16 protein-coding genes and 1 pseudogene are annotated in these 14210 nt (G+C 71.8%); 11 read left to right on the top strand and 6 right to left on the bottom strand.

Annotation, left to right across the window (positions count from 1 at the left end; all coding sequences use genetic code 11):
* Positions 1-30 precede the first annotated feature (30 nt).
* Positions 31-543 (top strand): roadblock/LC7 domain-containing protein, encoded by a 513-nt coding sequence (locus ACWCQS_RS25715; protein WP_451006622.1) that lies wholly within the window; start codon positions 31-33, stop codon positions 541-543.
* Between the two features lie 20 nt (positions 544-563).
* On the top strand, positions 564-938 hold the full coding sequence (locus tag ACWCQS_RS25710; RefSeq protein ID WP_450984024.1) for a hypothetical protein: 375 nt from the start codon (positions 564-566) through the stop codon (positions 936-938).
* Between the two features lie 13 nt (positions 939-951).
* Here the strand turns inward: ACWCQS_RS25710 and ACWCQS_RS25705 are convergent, their stop codons facing one another.
* The 3 genes from ACWCQS_RS25705 to ACWCQS_RS25695 form a co-directional block, all read right to left on the bottom strand.
* On the bottom strand, positions 952-1536 hold the full coding sequence (locus ACWCQS_RS25705; protein WP_451006621.1) for a hypothetical protein: 585 nt from the start codon (positions 1534-1536) through the stop codon (positions 952-954).
* Positions 1537-1628: 92 nt separating this feature from the next.
* The gene (locus ACWCQS_RS25700; RefSeq protein ID WP_451006620.1) at positions 1629-2510 is read right to left on the bottom strand and encodes a MurR/RpiR family transcriptional regulator; all 882 of its coding nucleotides are present in this window, start codon (positions 2508-2510) and stop codon (positions 1629-1631) included.
* Positions 2507-4024, bottom strand: coding sequence for an aromatic amino acid ammonia-lyase (locus ACWCQS_RS25695; RefSeq protein WP_451006619.1), 1518 nt, complete (start codon positions 4022-4024; stop codon positions 2507-2509). Before ACWCQS_RS25695 ends, ACWCQS_RS25700 begins: the two co-directional genes overlap by 4 nt.
* A 141-nt stretch (positions 4025-4165) precedes the next feature.
* On the opposite strand from ACWCQS_RS25695, the gene ACWCQS_RS25690 reads away from it, so the two are divergent.
* From ACWCQS_RS25690 to ACWCQS_RS25670, 5 genes are all read left to right on the top strand, one after another.
* A complete protein-coding gene (locus tag ACWCQS_RS25690) occupies positions 4166-5200 on the top strand; it encodes an ABC transporter ATP-binding protein (RefSeq protein WP_451006618.1) in 1035 nt (344 codons plus the stop codon).
* On the top strand, positions 5197-5838 hold the full coding sequence (locus ACWCQS_RS25685; RefSeq protein WP_351807415.1) for an ABC transporter permease: 642 nt from the start codon (positions 5197-5199) through the stop codon (positions 5836-5838). The genes ACWCQS_RS25690 and ACWCQS_RS25685 overlap by 4 nt, the downstream gene beginning before the upstream one ends.
* Entirely contained in the window at positions 5838-6500 is a 663-nt protein-coding gene (locus ACWCQS_RS25680; RefSeq protein WP_450984028.1) for an ABC transporter permease, read from the top strand. Before ACWCQS_RS25685 ends, ACWCQS_RS25680 begins: the two co-directional genes overlap by 1 nt.
* 12 nt (positions 6501-6512) lie before the next feature.
* Entirely contained in the window at positions 6513-7445 is a 933-nt protein-coding gene (locus ACWCQS_RS25675; protein WP_451006617.1) for an ABC transporter substrate-binding protein, read from the top strand.
* A 66-nt stretch (positions 7446-7511) separates the two neighbouring features.
* Complete coding sequence (locus tag ACWCQS_RS25670; RefSeq protein WP_451006616.1) at positions 7512-7934, top strand: hypothetical protein; 423 nt, start codon at positions 7512-7514, stop codon at positions 7932-7934.
* 3 nt (positions 7935-7937) lie between these two features.
* Here ACWCQS_RS25670 and ACWCQS_RS25665 read toward each other — a convergent pair.
* Positions 7938-8141, bottom strand: a pseudogene (locus tag ACWCQS_RS25665) (short-chain dehydrogenase); the annotation flags it as partial.
* A gap of 366 nt (positions 8142-8507) precedes the next feature.
* A complete protein-coding gene (locus tag ACWCQS_RS25660) occupies positions 8508-9899 on the bottom strand; it encodes a cystathionine beta-synthase (protein ID WP_388631922.1) in 1392 nt (463 codons plus the stop codon).
* Positions 9900-10058: 159 nt separating this feature from the next.
* Between ACWCQS_RS25660 and ACWCQS_RS25655 the strand changes: the two genes are divergently transcribed.
* From ACWCQS_RS25655 to ACWCQS_RS25645, 3 genes are all read left to right on the top strand, one after another.
* The gene (locus ACWCQS_RS25655) at positions 10059-11078 is read left to right on the top strand and encodes an SGNH/GDSL hydrolase family protein (protein ID WP_451006615.1); all 1020 of its coding nucleotides are present in this window, start codon (positions 10059-10061) and stop codon (positions 11076-11078) included.
* 178 nt (positions 11079-11256) lie between these two features.
* Positions 11257-12477, top strand: coding sequence for an acetyl-CoA C-acetyltransferase (locus tag ACWCQS_RS25650; RefSeq protein WP_451006614.1), 1221 nt, complete (start codon positions 11257-11259; stop codon positions 12475-12477).
* Positions 12478-12760: 283 nt separating this feature from the next.
* Entirely contained in the window at positions 12761-13552 is a 792-nt protein-coding gene (locus ACWCQS_RS25645; protein WP_451006613.1) for a hypothetical protein, read from the top strand.
* Between the two features lie 10 nt (positions 13553-13562).
* Here the strand turns inward: ACWCQS_RS25645 and ACWCQS_RS25640 are convergent, their stop codons facing one another.
* Positions 13563-13874, bottom strand: coding sequence for a hypothetical protein (locus ACWCQS_RS25640; RefSeq protein ID WP_388631932.1), 312 nt, complete (start codon positions 13872-13874; stop codon positions 13563-13565).
* Between the two features lie 99 nt (positions 13875-13973).
* On the opposite strand from ACWCQS_RS25640, the gene ACWCQS_RS25635 reads away from it, so the two are divergent.
* Entirely contained in the window at positions 13974-14204 is a 231-nt protein-coding gene (locus tag ACWCQS_RS25635; protein WP_020940491.1) for a DUF4287 domain-containing protein, read from the top strand.
* Positions 14205-14210: the final 6 nt, after the last annotated feature.

The following is a 14210-nucleotide window of genomic DNA, read 5'->3' as shown; positions in this document are numbered from 1 at the left end:
CGGCACCGCCCCGCCGAGAGGAGAGAGCTGATGGTGTCCGAGGAGGACCTGGGGGCCGTCCTGGACGAACTGCACCGGCTGCGCAACCGAGTACCGCAGCTCACCGGCGCCCTGGCGGCCGGGGTCGACGGTCTCGTCGTCGCCCACGACACTCCCGGGGTCGACCCCGAGGGCCTCGCGGCCCTCACCGCCGCCGCGCTCGGCGTCGCCGTGCGGGTCGCCGACGCCACCCGCAACGGCGGCTTCCGGGAGCTGCTGGTGCGCGGTGAGCGCGGCTATGTCGCCACCTACGCGGCCGGCCGCACCGCCGTACTGACCCTGCTCGCCCAGGACCGGGTGAACGTCGGCCGGCTGCATCTGGAGGGCCGTCGCTCCGGCGCCCGCATCGGGGAGCTGCTCGACGCCGCCGACGCCGCGGCCCGGCAGGCCCGGCGGGCCGGGCGGCCCCTGGGCGCCGTCAGCTCCGCACCCCCGACCCGTACCCGCACGACCCGCACGCCCCGCGCCACGAATACCGACGCGCACACCGCAACCGACAGTTGAACCTTCCGAGAGGATCCACCATGGCCAACACCGAGACCGCGCTGAAGGAAGCCCTCACCTCCATCGAGGGCGCCACCGGCGTCGCGCTCGTCGACTACACCAGCGGGATGGCGCTGGGCACGATGGGCGGCAGCAAGAGCTTCGACCTGAACGTGGCCGCCGCGGGCAACACCGACGTGGTCCGCGCCAAGATGCGCGCGATGGAGATGCTGGGCCTCAAGGGCGGGATCGAGGACATCCTGATCACGCTGACCGACCAGTACCACCTGATCCGCCTGCTCAAGAGCCGGGGCGGCAACGGCCTGTTCCTCTATCTGGTCCTCGACGCCTCCCGGGCCAACCTGGCGATGGCCCGGCACCAGCTGAAGAAGATCGAGCAGGAACTGGAGGTCTGAGCCCCGGCGAGAGCTAGACCAGCGCCGCGGTACGGCGGCGGGACCCGCCAGGGGCCGCGTCGCCGGCCGCGATGCCCGTACCGCGCAGGCCCTTCACCGCCTTGCCCGCCGGGCACCCACCGCGCCGGTCGAGCCAGTCGACGCGCACCCACAGCAGCGTCTGCCCGGCGCGTTCGCGGCGCCCGATCCAGGCGGCCTTCAGCCGCAGCCCGGTGCCGAGCCCGGCCAGCAGCATGCCGCCGGCCGCGGGCACCGCGAGGGCGGAGCCGAGCGCCACGGCGAAGGCCAGCAGCAGCCACCAGCGGTGGCCCCGGCGCCAGTTGCGCACGGTCACCGCACGGTCCTGCAGCACGTCGTACTTGCCCGCGCGGACCGCGCCGCGGGCAAGTGCGGCGTACCGGCCCCGGCGCACCAGTGCCACGACCGCCGCGCCGACGAGGAACAGCGCGGCACCGGCGAGCACTCCGATCCGGCGCCCGGTCAGCCCGGGCAGCAGCATCCCGATCCCCGCGGCGAACACCCCGAACCACCACAGCGGTGCGGCCCCAGCCCGTACGACGACGGCCACCCGGGCCAGCCCCTGTCCTCCGCGCGCCACGTCAGCCTCCCGTGTCACGTGTCCGCAAAGCGCCTGTGTCTCCTGGGGAAGCTAGCGGCCGAACGTGAGACGAACATGAGAGCGCCGCGCCGTCACTCCACGAAGAGGCCCCGCGCGGCGGCCTTGGCGTCGAACTCCTCCAGCCGTGCCTGCGCCTGGGGCAGGTCGTCGCAGACCGCCTCCAGCAGCACCCGTCCGAGCAGCATCGGCGCGCACGCGGTGTCGAAGGCGAGCCCGGTGCCGACGGCGGCGGGCAGCAGCAGGTCGGAGTACCTGGCGACCGGCGCGAACGCGGAGTCGGCGACCGTGACGGTCGTCAGGCCGACGTCCTTGGCGTAGGCGAGGGTGTCGACGACCTCACGCGGATGCCGGGGCAGGGCGAAGCACAGCAGCGCGGAGGCGCCCGCGCGGACGGCCGCGTCGATCCGGTCCTGGATCATGGTGCCGCCCTCGTTGAGCAGCCGGACGTCCGGATGGACCTTGGCGGCGAAGTAGGCGAAGCCGTACGCCTGGGAGGCGGCGGCGCGCAGGCCGAGCACCGGCAGCGGGCGGGAGGCGGCCAGGATCCGGCCGGCCTTCTGCACCGGGCGCGGGTCGGCGAGCAGGTCGGCGAGGTGCCTGAGGTTCTCGATCTCGGCCTCGACGGCCTGCTGGTACTCGTTGAAGGCGCCCGCCTCGGCGGCCGGTTCGGCGGGTACGACCTCGCGCAGGTACTTGCGCAGGGCGGGGTAGCCATCGAAGCCGAGCGCCACGGCGAACCGGGTCACCGACGGCTGGCTGACCCCGGCCAGTTCGGCCAGCTCCACGCTGGACAGGAACGGCACGTCGGCGGCCCGCCGGACCATGCTGTGCGCGATCCGGCGCTGGGTCGGCGTGAGCCGGTGCCCCTCGAAGAGGGCCTGCAGCCGGCCCGCGGGGCTGTCCGTCACCCCCGTCGCCTCGGGACTTCTGTCCACAGTCCTGTCCACGCTCATGACGCGCTCCCCCTCCAGATGTCCGTGAACCGGTCGAGCAGTGCGGCCGCCTCCGTCACGTCGTCCGTGAGTGGCCGGTCGGCCGGGTCGGGATCGAGGACCGACTCGGCGAGCGCGAACGCCCGGCCGGCCGGCAGCCCGGGGTCGGGCCGCAGGTCGCGCTGGCGCAGTGCGCGGACGGCGGCGACGAGCTCGCAGCCGACCACCAGACGATACGCACCGCACGCGCGCAGAGTCTGCCGCGCGGCGAGCGAGGCGAAGCTCGCCTGTTCCTCGACGCCCCGGGAGAGTACAGCGTGGCCCAGCGAGGCGGGCGCGGAGAAGGCCCGCAGATCGCCGAGGGCCGCCCCGGCCGCGTACTCCAGGATCATCACGCCGGAGGAGGCCGGCTCGTGGTCGGCGAGGAAGGGGCGCAGCCGGGTGTAGGCGGGCTCGTTGAGGGTGGACAGGCGGGAGGTGGACAGCCGGGCCACCTGGGTCAGCGCGAGCCTGAAGTGGTCCAGGGCGAGGGCGAGTTGGGCCTGGTAGAAGCCGCCGTGGTGGTAGGCGGCCAGGTCCTCGGGGGCGATCAGCGGGTTCTCGGCGGCCGCGTTGATCTCCACGGTGAGGACCTGCTCCAGGGCGTCGGCGGCGTCGTGCGCCGGGCCGTGGATCTGGGGCAGGCAGCGGAAGCCGTAGGGATCCTGGATCCGGCCGAGCGGTGGGGTCGGCCGGTCCGCGGCGCCGATCAGTTCCCGCATCCGCCGGGCCACCTCGGTGCTGCCCCGATGCGGGCGGGCGGCGTGCACGGGGGCGGCGTACGCCTCGTGGGAGCCGTCGACGGCGAGCAGGGACAGGGCCGCGACGACCTGGGTGGCGCCGATGAGCCCGCGCAGTTCGTGCAGGGCGAGCGCGGACTGACCGAGGGTGAGGGCGTTGCTGCTGATCAGGGCGAGGGCGTCGTTGTTGTCGAGGGGCTGTGGCGCGGGGGCGCCCGTGCCGCGCCAGGGGTGTTCGCCGGCGAGCGCGAGCCCGAGCTGGGCCAGGGCCGCGATGTCGCCGGTGCCGACGGAGCCGAACTCGTTGACGACCGGATGCGCCCCGGACTCCAGGGCCTCGCACAGGGCGGTGACCACGCCGGGCCTCAGGCCCGCGCCGCCGGCCAGCAGCTGGTTGGCGCGGACGGCGAGCATGGCGCGCACCTGGCGGGCGGGAAGCTCCTCGCCGATCGCGCCGGCGTGGCTGCGCAGCAGGCGCAGACCGTGGCCGGCGGCGGCCTCGGTGGGCACGTCCTCGTTCCGGTTGGCGCCCACGCCGGTGGAACGGCCGTAGACGCGTCCGGTGGCGGCGATCTGCCGGGCGGCGTTCCAGGAGCGCTCCGCGCGCCGCATCGCGTCGGCCTCGGGGACGGGATGCGCGGCGCCGTCGGCGAGCCGCACGACGTCCTCGACGCCGAGTCCGGACCCGTCCAGGACCACGGCCGCGGACCGCGCGGACGGCACGGACACCGGTGCGTCCACGATGCGAGACGACATCACGCCCAAACTCCCCTCAACCAGGACACCCGTTCTTGCTTTGTGGTCAACCGTTACAGCGGATTAACGCCGAACCGTTGACAAGCTATTCACACACCAAGAACTCTGCATGACGTTATACAGCCGGGCAAGGGACATCTCATGATCCAGTTCGACGCGGTCCACAAGCGCTTCCCCAACGGCACGACAGCAGTCCACGACCTCAGCCTGGAGATGCCGGAAGGCGGTATCACCGTCCTGGTCGGATCCTCCGGTTGCGGCAAGACCACGACCCTGCGGATGATCAACCGGATGGTCGAGCCGACCTCCGGCACCATCCGCGTCGGCGGCAAGGACGTCACCCGGCAGGACGCGGCGGAGCTGCGCCGCTCCATCGGCTATGTCATCCAGCAGGCCGGCCTCTTCCCGCACCGCACGGTGCTCGACAACATCGCCACCGTCCCGCTGCTGCTCGGCTGGAACCGGAAGAAGGCCCGGGCCCGCGCCGCCGAACTGCTGGAGACCGTCGGCCTCGCCCCCGAGGCCGGCAAGCGGTACCCGCACCAGCTCTCCGGCGGCCAGCAGCAGCGCGTCGGCGTCGCCCGCGCCCTCGCCGCCGACCCGCCGGTGCTGCTCATGGACGAGCCGTTCGGTGCGGTCGACCCGGTCGTCCGCACCCAGCTCCAGGACGAACTGCTCCGGCTCCAGGCGGAGTTGAGCAAGACCATCGTCTTCGTCACGCACGACATCGACGAGGCGGTGCGGCTCGGCGACCGGATCGCCGTGTTCCGCACGGGCGGCCATCTGGTCCAGTGCGCCCCGCCCGCCGAACTCCTGGCCCGCCCGGCCGACGACTTCGTGGCCGGCTTCCTCGGCGCCGAGCGCGGCCTGAAGCTGCTCTCCCTGAAGACCCTCGCCGACGTCCCCCAGGGCCCGGCACCCGAAGGCGGCGCCTGGACCCTCGTACTCGACGCGCGGAACAAGCCGCTCCACTGGGCCTCGAAGGACGCCGAGCTCCCGGTCCGCCCGCTCAGGGACACCGACTCCCTTCTCTCCGCCCTCAACGAGTCGGTCGCCTCCCCCACCGGACTGATCGCCCGGGTCGACGCCGACGGCGTGCTCACCGGGGTCTCCTCCCGTGACGACATCCACGAGCACGCCGGGCGCGCCCACGCCGAAGTGAGGGTGGCCGCATGACGATCGACTGGTCCTGGATATCGGCCCACACCGACGACCTCACCACCCTCACGCTCTCCCACCTCCAGGCCGCGCTCACGGCCGTCGCCCTCGGCCTGCTGATCTCGCTCCCGCTGGCCGTGGTCGCCCACCGGATCCCCCGGCTGCGCGGCTTCCTGCTCGGCGCGTCCAACGTCCTGTTCACGATCCCGTCGATCGCGATCTTCGTACTCCTCCTGCCGGTCAGCGGCCTGACCCGCACCACCACCGTGACCGGCCTGACCGTCTACACCCTGGTCGTCCTGCTGCGGAACACCGTCGAGGGCCTGGACTCGGTCCCCGTGAAGGTGAAGGAGGCGGCGAAGGCGATGGGCACGCGCCCCCTGCGCACGCTCCTCACGGTCGAGTTCCCGCTCGCGCTCCCCGTGATCATGGCGGGCGTCCGGATCGCCACCGTCATGTCGATCTCCCTGGTCTCCGTCGCGACCTACATCGGCGACGGCGGCCTCGGCCAGCTCTTCACCGACGGCTTCCAGCGCAACTTCCCCACCCCGGTGATCGCCGGAGTGGTCCTCACCCTGCTCCTCGCGGTCGTCGCGGACGCGGCGCTGGTCGCCGTCCAGTACGCCCTCACCCCCTGGGCCAGGAGGCGAGCCTGATGTACGAACTCCTCAAGAACCTCGGCACCTGGCTGACCAGCGGCTCCCAGTGGACGGGCCCGGACGGTATCGCCCACCGCCTCGCCGAGCACCTCCAGTACTCCCTGCTGGCCACGCTCATCGCCGCCGCCATCGGCCTGCCGCTCGGACTGCTGATCGGCCACACCGGCAAGGGCGCGTTCCTCGCGATCAACCTCGCCTCCTTCGGCCGGGCCCTGCCGACCGTCGGCCTGGTCGTGCTGGTCTTCCTGGCCGGCGGCCTGTCGATGCTGCCGGTGTACGTCGCGCTGGTCGCCCTCGCGGTCCCGGCGATCGTCACCAACACCTACGCCGGCATGACCGCCGTCGACCCGGACGTGAGGGACGCGGCGCGCGGCCAGGGCATGCGCGGCCACCAGGTCCTCCTCCAGGTCGAGCTGCCGCTCGCGCTGCCGCTGATCATGACGGGCCTGCGCCTCGCCCTGATCCAGGTCGTGGCCACGGCGACCATCGCCGCGTACGTCTCCTTCGGCGGCCTGGGCCGCTACGTCTTCGACGGCCTCGCCCAGCGCGACCTGGTCCAGGTGCTCGGCGGCGCGGTGCTGGTCGCCCTCGTCGCCGTCGTCCTGGACGTGGCCCTCGCCGGCCTCCAGCGCTTCCTCTTCCGCCACCGCACCGCGTAGGGAAAACCTGACATGAACCGACGCACTGTCCTCGGCGGCCTGTTCGCGGTCGCCTCCGTCCCCGCCCTCTCCGCCTGCGCGAGCGGCATCACCTCCCTCAACGGCCAGGGCTCCGCCGCCGGCGGTGCCGGCTCCAGCAAGGGCGGAGTCACCATCGGCACGGCCAACTTCACCGAGAACCAGATCCTCGGCTACCTCTACGCGGCCGCCCTGCGGGGCGCCGGAGTGAAGACGACCGTCCGCCCCAACCTCGGCACCCGCGAGATCGTCATCCCGGCTCTCAGGGGCGGCGACATCGACCTGCTGCCCGAGTACCAGGGCGCCCTGCTCAACTACCTCGCCCCGAAGGTCACGGCCAGCGAGTCGGGTGAGATGCAGAACGCCCTCACCCAGGCCCTCCCGGCCGGCCTCCAGGTGCTGCCGTACGGCATGGCGGAGGACTCGGACGCCTTCGTCGTCACCCGCGAGACGGCGCGGAAGTACGGCCTGGTGTCCCTCGCCGATCTGAAGAAGCAGAACGGCAAGCTGGTCATCGGCGCCGCCCCCGAGGTGAAGAAGCGTCAGGTCGGCGCGGTCGGCCTGAAGGACGTGTACGGCGTGGAGTTCAAGGAGTTCAAGTCGCTGGACTCCGACGGTCCGCTGGTCAAGGGCGCGCTCAAGAAGGGCGATGTGGACGTGGCGAACCTGTTCACCACCGACACCGACATCAAGGCCAACGACTGGGTGGTGCTCACCGACCCCGCGCACCTCATCCCCAGCCAGCACATCGTCCCGCTCATCGCCGACCGCAAGGCCGACGACACCGTCCGCAAGGCGCTCGCCCGGCTCGGCAACCTGCTGACCACGGCCCAGCTCACCGAGCTCAACCGGCAGGTGGACAAGGACAAGAAGGACCCCGAGGACGTGGCGAACGCCTATGCGAAGCAGCACGGGCTGGTGAGGTAGCCAGGTGTTCGAAGAGGGGGGTTGTCCCCCGTGCGGAGGGCGTGAGCGCTCTCTAACGTATCCCTCATGACCGGAACGGACGGGCGGGACACCGACCTCAGAAAAGAACTCGACGCCACCCTGCAGACCCGCAGGGAACTGGGCGAGGAGTACGAGTCGGCGCTGGTCGACTCCTTCCTGGAGAAGGTCGACCAGCGCATCGACGGTGCGGTCGAGCGCCGGCTGCGCCGGACACTGGCCGAGCAGCGGATGCAGGTGGCACGCGGCAACCGCCCCGGGGACGGCGCGGACTCCTGGGCCGAGCGGTTCGGCCTCGCCGTCGTATCGCTGGTGCTGGCGATCCCGCTGTCGGCGATCGGCGCCTACAACGCCGGCCTGTCCGGCCTGCTGATCTCCTGGGGCGGCGTCGTCGGCGTCAACCTCGTCCAGGCCGCCCGCACCAACACGGGCGTGTTCGGAGGCCGCCGCCGTCCTTCCGACGACGACTGACCCTCACGCCTGCCGGGTCGTCAGGACCATGACCTGCCGGCTGGTGGCGTAGGCGACGACGTCCGCGACCTCGGCCACCGTGAGCCCGCCGATCGCCCCGAACATCTCGTGCAGCTGCCCGGACAGCTCCGCGCTGCTCACATGGGTCGCCGACTCGGTCTCCGTCAGCCCCGGCTCGATGTTCGTCAGCCGCACGTCACGCGGCCCGCGCTGCTGGGAAGTTGGGAATCCAGCACCGCTCGCTGAACCCCCCGGAAAAGATATGCGCGGGGACCGCCGCACCCCCGTTGCCGGGGGGCGGGACGACGGCGGTCCCCGCGAGGGACGCGGGCCGGGTCAGGGCCGGGCTTTCGCGTCCATGGCGTCCATGGAGGTCCGGGAGCCGCTCCGGAGGTCCTTGGCGCCGTTCGGCGCCGGCCGGGGCGGGGAGCCGCTCCCGCCCTGCCGACACCCACCAATGTGCCGGACGCGTGTTAAGCGGGTGCTGCGCGCACGTGACACGCTCGTACCACTTCCGCGAACCCCGCCTCACCTCAAGTCGTGCCCGTAAACCCACAGTTCACCGGGGGTTCGCTACTGCTTTCCGCCCTTGGCCAGGAAGGCCAGCAGATCCTGCCGGCTGACCACGCCGGTGGGCTTGCCCTCGACCAGGACGATCGCGGCGTCGGCCGAGCCGAGCACCGACATCAGGTCGCCGACCGGCTCGCCGGAGCCGACCTGGGGCAGCGGGGCGGACATGTGCTTCTCCAGCGGGTCCTCCAGGGAGGCGCGCTTGTTGAACAGGGCGTCCAGCAGCTCCCGTTCCACCACGGACCCGACCACCTCGGCGGCCATCACGTCCGGGTGACCGGCGCCCGGCTTGACGACCGGCATCTGCGAGACGCCGTACTCGCGCAGCACCTCGATGGCCTGGCCGACGGTCTCCTCCGGGTGCATGTGCACCAGGGAGGGGATGGTGCCGCCCGCCTTGTCGTTCAGGACGTCGCCGACGCGGGCGCTCGGGCCCTCGTCCTCCAGGAAGCCGTAGTCGGCCATCCACTCGTCGTTGAAGATCTTGCTGAGGTAGCCGCGCCCGCTGTCCGGGAGCAGTACGACCACGACGTCGTCGGGCCCGAGCCGCTCGGCGACCCGCAGCGCCGCGACGACGGCCATCCCGCAGGAGCCGCCCACCAGCAGGCCCTCCTCCTTGGCCAGCCGGCGGGTCATCTGGAAGGAGTCCTTGTCGGACACGGCGACGATCTCGTCCGCGACGGTGCGGTCGTAGGCGGTCGGCCAGAAGTCCTCGCCGACGCCCTCGACCAGGTACGGCCGCCCGGAGCCACCGGAGTACACGGAGCCCTCGGGGTCGGCGCCGACGACCTTGACCTTGCCGTCGCTGACGTCCTTCAGGTAGCGGCCGGTGCCGGAGATGGTGCCGCCCGTGCCCACGCCCGCCACGAAGTGGGTGATCCTGCCCTCGGTCTGCTCCCACAGCTCGGGGCCGGTCGAGTGATAGTGCGAGAGCGGGTTGTTGGGGTTGGAGTACTGGTCGGGCTTCCAGGCACCCGGGGTCTCGCGGACGAGCCGGTCGGAGACGTTGTAGTAGGAGTCCGGGTGTTCAGGAGCGACGGCGGTCGGGCACACGACCACCTCGGCGCCGTAGGCCCGGAGCACGTTGATCTTGTCCGTGGAGACCTTGTCGGGGCACACGAAGATGCACTTGTACCCCTTCTGCTGAGCCACGATGGCCAGCCCCACACCGGTGTTGCCGCTGGTCGGCTCGACGATCGTCCCGCCCGGCTTGAGCTCACCGCTCTGCTCGGCGGCCTCGATCATGCGCAGGGCGATGCGGTCCTTCACGGAGCCGCCCGGGTTGAAGTACTCCACCTTGGCAAGGACGGTGGCCTGGATGCCCTTGGTCACGTTGTTGAGCCGCACCAGCGGGGTGTTGCCGACGAGGCTGATCATCGAGTCGTGGAATTGCACCGTTGTCTCCGGTTGCTGCAAAAGGTGTGGTCTTAGTGGTGTCGCCAGCCTAAGGCCAGCTGTGTGGCTGCCGCGGCCGTTCACTCCCCGTTGAGATTGACGCACGGTCCGTACGGGGCAAGGAGTGGGTGTACGGCTACGAGGAGGTGGCGGCGACGCATGACGAGCATGTCGAGGGCGAGGGTGGCCCGGCGCATCGCGGCCGGAGCGGCGTACGGCGGTGGCGGGGTCGGGCTGGTCGGGGCGGCCGCGGTCGGTCTGCTGCTCGCGGAGGTACGGCTGGCCCGGCGCCATGTGGGCAACCACAGCGGCGGCCGCGTCCCGGTGGCGGACGGTGTGTACGGCCACGCGTACGACGTCCCCGGCGAACCGCCTCTCCGCCTGACCATGCTCGGCGACTCCACGGCGGCCGGGCAGGGCGTGCACCGGGCGGGCCAGACCCCGGGCGCGCTGCTGGCCTCGGGCCTGGCGGCGGTGGCGGAGCGCCCGGTGGAGCTGCGGAACGTGGCGCTGCCCGGCGCCCAGTCCGACGACCTGGACCGCCAGGTGGCATCGGTGCTGTCGGGGCCGGCGCCCGTCCCGGACGTCTGCGTGATCATGATCGGGGCGAACGACGTGACCCACCGGATGCCGCCGACCCGTTCGGTACGGCATCTGTCGGCGGCGGTACGACGCCTGCGCACGGCCGGTGCGGAGGTGGTGGTCGGCACCTGCCCCGACCTCGGCACCATCGAGCCGGTGCAGCAGCCGCTGCGCTGGCTGGCCAGGCGGGCTTCGCGGCAGCTGGCGGCGGCGCAGACGATCGGGGCGGTGGAGCAGGGCGGCCGGACGGTGTCGCTGGGCGACCTTCTGGGCCCCGAGTTCGAGGCGAACCCGCGGGAGCTGTTCGGTCCGGACAACTACCACCCCTCGGCGGAGGGCTACGCAACGGCGGCGATGGCCGTGCTGCCGACGGTCTGCGCGGCCCTGGGCCTGTGGCCTGCGGAGGAGGAGCGGCCGGACGTGTCGCGGCGCGAGGGCTTCCTGCCGGTCGCCCGCGCGGCCGCCGAGGCGGCGTCCGAGGCCGGCACGGAGGTCACGGCCGCCATGCCGACGGGGCCGCGGGGTCCTTGGGCGCTGCTGAAGCGGAGGCGTCGGCGCCGGGTGCCGGAGGCCGAGCCCGCCCGCCCGTCGGCGTGAGCCCCTGGGGCGGTAAGCGGGCCCGCCCGCACAATGTCGGCCAAGGCAGCCGGAGGCCCAAGCAAGCGCTTAGTAAATTGCGGTCAGTGTCACACGGCAATACCAGTGACCTTGCCCATACGTAGCGGTAACTTCCCAACCGGCCCTGCCTCAACAAAACCCGTTCACTGGAGCCGTGATGCCCGAAGCCGTCATCGTCTCGACCGCCCGCTCCCCCATCGGCCGCGCCGTCAAGGGCTCCCTGAAGGACCTGCGCCCCGACGACCTGACCGCCACGATCATCCAGGCCGCGCTCGCCAAGATCCCCGAGCTGGACCCCAAGGACATCGACGACCTGATGCTCGGCTGCGGCCTCCCCGGCGGCGAGCAGGGTCACAACCTCGGCCGGATCGTCGCCGTACAGATGGGCATGGACCACCTGCCGGGCTGCACGATCACCCGGTACTGCTCCTCGTCCCTGCAGACCTCCCGCATGGCGCTGCACGCCATCAAGGCCGGCGAGGGCGACGTCTTCATCTCGGCCGGTGTCGAGACGGTGTCCCGCTTCGTCAAGGGCAGCTCCGACGGCCTGCCGGACACGCACAACCCGCTGTTCGCCGAGGCCGAGGCCCGCACCGAGGCGGTCGCCCAGCAGGAGGGCACGACCTGGCACGACCCGCGCGAGGACGGCCTGCTGCCCGACCCGTACATCGCGATGGGCCAGACCGCCGAGAACCTGGCCCGCGCCAAGGGCATCACCCGCCAGGAGATGGACGAGTTCGGCGTCCGCTCGCAGAACCTGGCCGAGCAGGCCATCAAGAACGGCTTCTGGGAGCGCGAGATCACCCCGGTGACCCTCCCCGACGGCACGGTCGTCAGCAAGGACGACGGCCCCCGCCCCGGCGTCACCCTGGAGGGCGTCGCGGGCCTCAAGCCGGTCTTCCGCCCGGACGGACTCGTCACCGCCGGCAACTGCTGCCCGCTCAACGACGGTGCCGCCGCCGTCGTCATCATGAGCGACACCAAGGCCCGCGAGCTGGGCCTGACCCCGCTCGCCCGGATCGTGTCCACCGGCGTCTCCGGCCTCTCCCCCGAGATCATGGGCCTCGGCCCGGTCGAGGCGAGCAAGCAGGCGCTGCGGCGCGCCGGCCTCACCATCGACGACATCGACCTGGTCGAGATCAACGAGGCCTTCGCCGCCCAGGTGATCCCCTCCTACCGTGAGCTCGGCATCGACATCGACAGGCTGAACGTCAACGGCGGCGCCATCGCCGTCGGCCACCCCTTCGGCATGACCGGCGCGCGGATCACCGGCACGCTCATCAACTCCCTGCAGTGGCACGACAAGCAGTTCGGCCTGGAGACGATGTGCGTCGGCGGCGGCCAGGGCATGGCGATGGTCATCGAGCGCCTCAGCTGATCCACCGTCCGTAGCGAGGCGGGCACCTTACGTCAGGAAACGGCCCGGAACCGAGGAAACTCCACGGTTCCGGGTCTTTTCGTGATCCAATCTCCCCCAGGATGTGACCTATCTCGCTCACCCGACACATCGGTGCAGGTCAGCGCAGGTCAGCGCGGTCCATGACGACACCCCAAGGCCAAAGTCCTGTCCGTTTCGTGACGTTACGCACTGACAGCTGCTTAGTCCGCCCTTCAAGCTGATGTAGGAAGTCGGGGGTCGACTTTGAACCGGGAGTACGTCAGTGAGCGCCATGCCGATCGCCCTGCTGCTCACCACGGCCGCCACCGGCGCCGTGGGCGTCGCCGTCCTGCGCACCGTTCTGAAGCTGCGCCGCCAGCTGGCGGAGCTGCAGACCCAGCTCGCCGAGAACCAGTCGGCCGCCATGCGCGCACTGCTGCCGAACGCCCGCAGCGGCACCGACGCCGACCAGATACGCGCCGCCGTGGCCGAGGCGCTCGCCGAGGAGCGGGAGCGGGAGCTGGCCGAGGCGCGTGCCTTCTGGGCCGCGCAGGAGGCCCGTGACGCCTCCGACACCCCGACCCTGCTCGGCCTGCCCGACACCGAGCTGTTCCTGCCCCGGCAGACCGACTTCGCCGGCCTGGAGCCGGTGTCCGAGCCGACCGCCGACGCCGACGAGTTCGCCGGGGAGTCCCCGGAACTGACCGCGGCCCGCCGCCGTCACCCCTCGCACCCCGACTTCGTCCCGGTGCAGACGTCGGCGGTGAACGACCACGAGCGCACGGTGACCACGCTGGAGCAGCTGGCCGCCGACCGCGTCGAACTCTCCGACGTCCGCCCGGGTCCCCTCGGCACCCTCGACGTCTACGTCTTCGCCGACGGCACCACCCTGTGCATGACCCCGGGCCACCGCGAGACCGCCGAACGCCTGGCAGCAGCGGTGGACGCGGGCGAGGCCCCGTATCTGCTCGGCGGTTCCGGCATCTCGGGCGCCTACACCCTCACCTTCGCCTACGGCGAGGACGACCAGAACATGGTCTACATCCTGGCGGACAGGGTCATCGCGTCCCTGTAGGGAACGGCATTCAGACCCCCGCCCGCTGACGCGCCTCCTCGACCACCCGGACCGCTTCGGCGACTTCGTCGTCGCTCCGCAACACGACCGCCAAGTCGTGCGCGGCCACCAGAATCTGGTCGGCCGCGGCGAACATCCCGGCGTCCGGCATCTGGCGAGGCTCGCTCCCGGGCTCCTCGACGGCCTGGGCGCGCCGGGCCAACTCCCTGGCCAGTTCGAGAGCCTCGGCCGCGGCACCCCGCTGCAGCCGGCTCTGCGGCGCCGCGCGCAACCTGTCGGCGAAGTGATCCACTGCTCGGGTCAAGGGCGTCGTATCAACCACGCGCCGAGCGTAACGTGCCGCACTGTTGCCAATACGCGAACGCTCAGGCACGGTGACGTGAAGGACCGGCTTACATCCCCTTTGCGTTCGGAGGCGCCGATGTCCCAGCTCTTCTCGGAGGAGACCCACCGCAATCTGCTCGCCCGCATCCCCCACTGCACCGGTCGCGAAGTCTCCGACTGGCTGCGCACCGTTGAAGAAGGCCCCGCCCTGTTCCGCTTCGAGGAGAAGGTCAGCTGGCTCCGGCACGAGTACGACCTCGCGTACGGCCACGCGAAGGCGATCGTCCACGAGTACGACCTGAGGAGGGCAGCACGGAAGCTGCTCTAGCCGCCG

The organism is Streptomyces sp. NPDC002076 (assembly GCF_053593835.1).
This window is presented reverse-complemented; position numbering and strand designations above follow the sequence as displayed.

Coding starts and splice junctions, on each gene's coding strand:
- ACWCQS_RS25715 (WP_451006622.1), top strand. CDS start 31: ATGGTGTCCGAGGAGGACCTGGGGGCCGTCCTGGACGAACTGCACCGG.
- ACWCQS_RS25710 (WP_450984024.1), top strand. CDS start 564: ATGGCCAACACCGAGACCGCGCTGAAGGAAGCCCTCACCTCCATCGAG.
- ACWCQS_RS25700 (WP_451006620.1), bottom strand. CDS start 2,510: ATGAGCGTGGACAGGACTGTGGACAGAAGTCCCGAGGCGACGGGGGTG.
- ACWCQS_RS25695 (WP_451006619.1), bottom strand. CDS start 4,024: ATGTCGTCTCGCATCGTGGACGCACCGGTGTCCGTGCCGTCCGCGCGG.
- ACWCQS_RS25690 (WP_451006618.1), top strand. CDS start 4,166: ATGATCCAGTTCGACGCGGTCCACAAGCGCTTCCCCAACGGCACGACA.
- ACWCQS_RS25685 (WP_351807415.1), top strand. CDS start 5,197: ATGACGATCGACTGGTCCTGGATATCGGCCCACACCGACGACCTCACC.
- ACWCQS_RS25680 (WP_450984028.1), top strand. CDS start 5,838: ATGTACGAACTCCTCAAGAACCTCGGCACCTGGCTGACCAGCGGCTCC.
- ACWCQS_RS25675 (WP_451006617.1), top strand. CDS start 6,513: ATGAACCGACGCACTGTCCTCGGCGGCCTGTTCGCGGTCGCCTCCGTC.
- ACWCQS_RS25670 (WP_451006616.1), top strand. CDS start 7,512: ATGACCGGAACGGACGGGCGGGACACCGACCTCAGAAAAGAACTCGAC.
- ACWCQS_RS25655 (WP_451006615.1), top strand. CDS start 10,059: ATGACGAGCATGTCGAGGGCGAGGGTGGCCCGGCGCATCGCGGCCGGA.
- ACWCQS_RS25650 (WP_451006614.1), top strand. CDS start 11,257: ATGCCCGAAGCCGTCATCGTCTCGACCGCCCGCTCCCCCATCGGCCGC.
- ACWCQS_RS25635 (WP_020940491.1), top strand. CDS start 13,974: ATGTCCCAGCTCTTCTCGGAGGAGACCCACCGCAATCTGCTCGCCCGC.